Origin of the sequence: Microcoleus sp. B3-A4, assembly GCF_036705385.1 — a bacterium.
Taxonomy (GTDB): Bacteria; Cyanobacteriota; Cyanobacteriia; order Cyanobacteriales; family Microcoleaceae; genus Microcoleus.
Genome location: NZ_JAUBUI010000156.1, coordinates 1 through 4809 on the forward strand (window position 1 = coordinate 1; position 4809 = coordinate 4809).

6 protein-coding genes are annotated in these 4809 nt (G+C 44.4%); 4 read left to right on the forward strand and 2 right to left on the reverse strand.

Annotated features, from left to right (window positions below):
- Positions 1 to 206: 206 nt before the first annotated feature.
- The gene (locus QUB33_RS28560; protein ID WP_333357737.1) at positions 207 to 476 is read right to left on the reverse strand and encodes a hypothetical protein; all 270 of its coding nucleotides are present in this window, start codon (positions 474 to 476) and stop codon (positions 207 to 209) included.
- Between the two features lie 88 nt (positions 477 to 564).
- On the opposite strand from QUB33_RS28560, the gene QUB33_RS28565 reads away from it, so the two are divergent.
- The 3 genes from QUB33_RS28565 to QUB33_RS28575 all read left to right on the forward strand — a co-directional run bounded on the left by QUB33_RS28565 (position 565) and on the right by QUB33_RS28575 (position 1340).
- A complete protein-coding gene (locus QUB33_RS28565; protein WP_333344023.1) occupies positions 565 to 720 on the forward strand; it encodes a hypothetical protein in 156 nt (51 codons plus the stop codon).
- A 147-nt stretch (positions 721 to 867) separates the two neighbouring features.
- Positions 868 to 1131 carry a prevent-host-death protein gene (locus QUB33_RS28570; protein WP_333357741.1) on the forward strand — a complete coding sequence of 88 codons (264 nt, stop codon included), beginning with the start codon at positions 868 to 870 and terminating at the stop codon, positions 1129 to 1131.
- 56 nt (positions 1132 to 1187) lie between these two features.
- On the forward strand, positions 1188 to 1340 hold the full coding sequence (locus QUB33_RS28575) for a hypothetical protein (protein ID WP_333357745.1): 153 nt from the start codon (positions 1188 to 1190) through the stop codon (positions 1338 to 1340).
- A gap of 201 nt (positions 1341 to 1541) precedes the next feature.
- On the opposite strand, the gene prfC is transcribed toward QUB33_RS28575, so the two are convergent.
- Entirely contained in the window at positions 1542 to 3170 is a 1629-nt protein-coding gene (prfC, locus tag QUB33_RS28580) for a peptide chain release factor 3 (RefSeq protein WP_333050296.1), read from the reverse strand.
- Positions 3171 to 3272: 102 nt separating this feature from the next.
- On the opposite strand from prfC, the gene QUB33_RS28585 reads away from it, so the two are divergent.
- Positions 3273 to 3605, forward strand: coding sequence for a DUF4870 domain-containing protein (locus QUB33_RS28585; RefSeq protein WP_333357749.1), 333 nt, complete (start codon positions 3273 to 3275; stop codon positions 3603 to 3605).
- The last annotated feature ends 1204 nt before the right edge of the window (positions 3606 to 4809 follow it).

Sequence of the window (4809 nt, forward strand, 5' to 3'; positions counted from 1 at the left end):
CAACTTTTGGGCGAGCGAAACTGTTTCTTTGATTCATAACGGGCGTGCGGCGCCCGTGGAACGCTCTAAAGAGGACTAATGAATTCTTCAGTCCTCTTCAGAGGACTTTAGCTTTGAGGCAGGGGTTTCAACCCCTGCCGGACTGCCGGACTCAGGGACAGAGCGTTAAAAGCCCGCCCTCAAATTTAGCTACTTAACCTTGCAGCTTACCGCCCAGATTTTCTCGGCGATGTACCATCAGCCCGCCTCCGACGGATCAGCACGCTCATCACCTGCTTCGGATTAGCGGCACGCTGTACGGGACTCCAATCGCCCACTTCTGCAAATCCCAGCCGGTACAAAGTGAGTATGGTTTCCCTGACACCTTTGGGCGAACCGACAACCGTTAACAGCACCACTTCCTGTTCGCATACTGCTGCTGAGTCGTCATTTGGGCGATCGAATTTGTTGTCGTCAGGCACGAATTCCTGTGACATAATATGTTCTCCTGGTTTTGGGTTTTCTAGAAAAACCCAAAAACCCAGCCGCCCCGCATTTCAACACATAGCAGGGCGGCTACAGAGGATGTTAAGATACTCCGTTAGCCTCCAGACTGCTAGTCCCAGTTTGGCGGTTAGCTGTCCATTGCTGTTGGTAGCAGCTTTGGGCAGTGCAACTAGATTTTTGGGCGACGCGGGCTGCCTCCTCTACAAGCAAGCAACCTCTCACTTCAAAGCGTAGCCGCATAGGGGGCCAGCCGTCAACCGATTTTAGATTTTAGATTTTAGATTTTGGATTTTGGATTTACTTGTTACCAGCGTCAGCGGCTGGAAACCAGTTAGTTGGGCCGAAATGCTAAATTAAAAGTAATGTTGCTTTAGTACAACCATGTCCAAACGACTCACCATTGCCCAAGCACAGCAGCAGCTTCCAAACCTACCCCAAGAACTTATCAATGAGCCTATCATCATCACTCAAGATGGCGTTCCCGTTATGGCTGCAATGAGCTACACGCATTTGACTGAACTGTTAGAAACCTTAGATATTCTCACCGATACAGAATTCGTTACCAAATTGCGTCAAAGCATCACCCAAGCACGCCAAGAGGAAACTATTTCCTGGGAAAATGCCAAAGCAAAATTGGGACTCTGAATCACGAAGAAAATGCGATCGAATATGAGATCCAGCTTACGCCACTGGCACTGGAAATGTTGGAGGCAGTCAAAGATAGACGAGAACAGGAAAAATTGCGCGATCGCATTGATCAACTAAAATTTGAACCACAAAAGCAAGGCAAAGCCCTTGTAGATAACTATCAGGATTTCGCAGCATCCGAGCTGGTGGACAGCGCTATCGTATAGTTTATCAAGTCGAACAAGATCGAGTTCTAGTTGTTGTCGTGGGACTAGGGAGACGTAAAGATGGTGACAAAAAAGACATTTACACCATCTTAGAAAAACTGTTAGAGCCGTGATTGTAACTTCTTATATCCGGCGTATTTAAGCCGAATAAATATCATTTGTATGGACACAACAGTGTTGTGTCCTTTGCCTGCGGTAATCTCACTCCTCGCTAACAGCCAAACCAGACACCACAGGGGCGATCGCATTTAACTTCAACACAGGATGCTCCCCTTCCACCTGTCGGCAATTCCACTCATTTCTAAACAGCAAAACTGGCCTTCCCCAAGTATCTTTCACCGTCACCGTATTAAACAGCCGCCCAACTTTTTCCAGCGCATCCCAACCGCCGTCAACCCAACGAGCTACACTGTAAGGCAACATATCGATCGTCGTTTCCACATTATATTCCGACTGCATTCTGAACTGCACAACTTCAAATTGCAACTGTCCGACAGCCGCCAAAATAGGCTCGCGTTTCGACTCATCAACCGAGTACATAATTTGCACTGCGCCTTCTTCTTGCAACTCAGAAACGCCTTTGCGGAACTGCTTAAACTTAGAAGGATTGGGATTTCTCAAAAAAGCAAAAAGTTCAGGAGAAAAACAGGGTATCCCTTCATATTCCAGTTTTTGGCCGGTGTAAATAGTATCGCCGATCGCAAATACCCCCGGATTGTTCAAACCGATCACATCGCCTGGATACGCAACCTCGATCGACTCACGATCCTGAGCAAATAACTTTTGAGGCCTTGACAAACGCACCGTCTTACCACTGCGAGCGTGAGTCACGTTCATGTCCTTTTCAAACTTGCCCGTACAAACCCGAATAAAGGCAACGCGATCGCGATGTCTCGGGTCCATATTCGCTTGCAATTTAAACACAAACCCGGTAAAATCTTCATAAGTTGGTGGCAAGTCTCCGGCGCTGCTCTTGCGGGCGATCGGCTTCATAGCGTAATCTAAAAACGCATCTAAAAACAGTTCGACCCCAAAATTGCTCATCGCGCTGCCAAAGAAAACTGGCGTCATTTTTCCAGCCCGAACTAAATCTAAATCGAGTTCAGTTCCCAACTCATCAAGCAGTTCTAACTCTTCTTTGAGCTGATAGTAAAGGTCTTGTTCCAACAAATCTTCAATGCGCGGATCGCCCAATTCGATGACGGTATCAACAGCAGCACGAGAACCGTGTTTAGCCCGCTCGAATAAGTGAATTTTGCGCGCCCTGCGATCGAAAACACCTTTAAAGCGATCGCCCGTACCTATGGGCCAATTTACCGGATAAGTCTGCAACCCCAATTCTTTCTCAATTTCGTCCAACAAATCCAAAGGTTCTCTGCTAGGGCGATCGAGCTTATTAAAGAAAGTAAAAATAGGCAGACTTCGCAGCTTACAAACTTCAAATAACTTCCGAGTTTGCGGTTCCAAACCCTTAGCAGCATCCTCAAGCATCACCGCATTGTCAGCCGCCGCCAGAGTTCGATAAGTATCTTCGCTAAAATCTTGGTGTCCCGGAGTATCGAGCAGATTAATGTGATATTTTTTATACTCAAACTGCAAAACAGTAGAAGTAATAGAAATTCCCCGCTGCTGTTCCATCGCCATCCAGTCAGACGTAGCGTGTCGCTGAGCCCGCCGCGCTTTCACAGAACCTGCTTCGTGAATTGCACCTCCGTACAGCAGCAGCTTTTCTGTCAAAGTAGTTTTACCCGCGTCAGGGTGCGAGATAATAGCAAAGTTGCGCCGGCGCTCAACAGCAGTTAGCAGTTCAGTTTCGAGTTCAGTTGTCATCACAAATTAGGTAGGGGAATCATCACCCGATCGCCATTATAGCCTGTGCTACAGTTGCTATTAAAGGTAAAATTATCATTAAAGTCAAGGAACAAAAATAATATGTACGACTCGGACAAGCGGAAGCTGCTATCACTGGTGTGCCACGGGGCGATTTTTTTCAGCACGTTACTGTTCTCGATCGGAGCGCCGATCGCTGTATTGTTAGTATCAGATGACCCCGTTGTCAAAGAAAACGCCACAGAAGCCATCAATTTTCACTTTAATGTATGGCTGTACGCTCTGATTCTGGTGCCGCTATCTTTTTTGACATTGGGTTTGGCTGGCTTAATCGGTTTCGTACTACACTGGGGACTGACAATAATGGCTATCCTCCACATTTTGCAAAATCCTAACCAACCTTACCGCTACCCTTTTATTTTCCGAATAGTTTAGACACCAAATCGCGCTTCACCATCGATTTCAACAACCCGATTTCTTCAATAAGAAACCGGGTTTTTAATTGTTTTATAACTCAGATTCGTTACCCAACTGGCAAAGACACTGCTTAAGTGACAAAGAGGGTTGATTGTCGGAGACAAGATTCAGTAAAAAAAATTAAAAGTTTGTGAAACTAAGCATCATCCAGTTGGGGATTCCAGAAAATTGACCTAACATCATGAGTCAAATCTTCTTAATCCATAAAACTTCAAAAATTAGAACACAATCAACTATTAATTATGGTGTTTTCGCCCTGTTGCAGCGCTGTTGTGAACGCTAAGTTGATCTTCCATTGATGCCGTTTCCCAAACTATGCTAACGTCTTTGGGTTATTTCGCAGAGTTAGGGCGGATGTTCGATCGCTCCGAATCATCGTTTTTGCTTTAGCTGTGCTATTTTTGCATCGGGCGATCGTTTTATTGAAATTGTCCACCAATTTTATCTCCACCAAGAGTCTTAAAACTTAATACAATATTTTTCCAATAAAAATCCCGCTCTTGTGGAACGGGAAAGCCATCAGGGTGCATCTATATATATGTCACTATAACTCATAGGGGGTATAACCCCTTTTAGCTTTATCGAATCTTTACAAGTAGGCGATTTTTATAAAGATTTAGGTTTTTATTTGACTGATCAGCCGTTTTATGACCTTAAAATGGAAAATGCTGACATTTAAAAAATCAAGTGAGTTTCCTCTGAATAATCAAAACTTTAAGCTTCCTTACCATGCTTCAGCAAATGGTGGAACTAATACCATAAGAGGGCTACATTTGCGATAAATATCACTAACTTAAGTACAGTGAAACAGTTAAAATTGCATACAGTCCGGTCGCCAGTCCGCTAAATAGTAACGTTTGAGGCTTGATACTTAGAACTTAGTCTAATAAAAACTCCACAATTTTTACTTGGCTTTCTAACAAATAAGATTCCGCAAATTTCTCTAAGAGTTGATGATTTTTCGTGCTAAAAGCAAAGCGATAGAAGTTACTGTCAAGAGGGAATCAACAAAAATTTTGTAAAGGACAATTGCGATTAAACGAGGAGCGTGATGTTTCTTCACCTTAATTCTCGAAATATCAATAATATCATGTCCGGGTGCTTACCCATAATTAAGCAGCAACTGGAACTTGAGGCCACCAGTGAAAGTTTGTTAAACCCC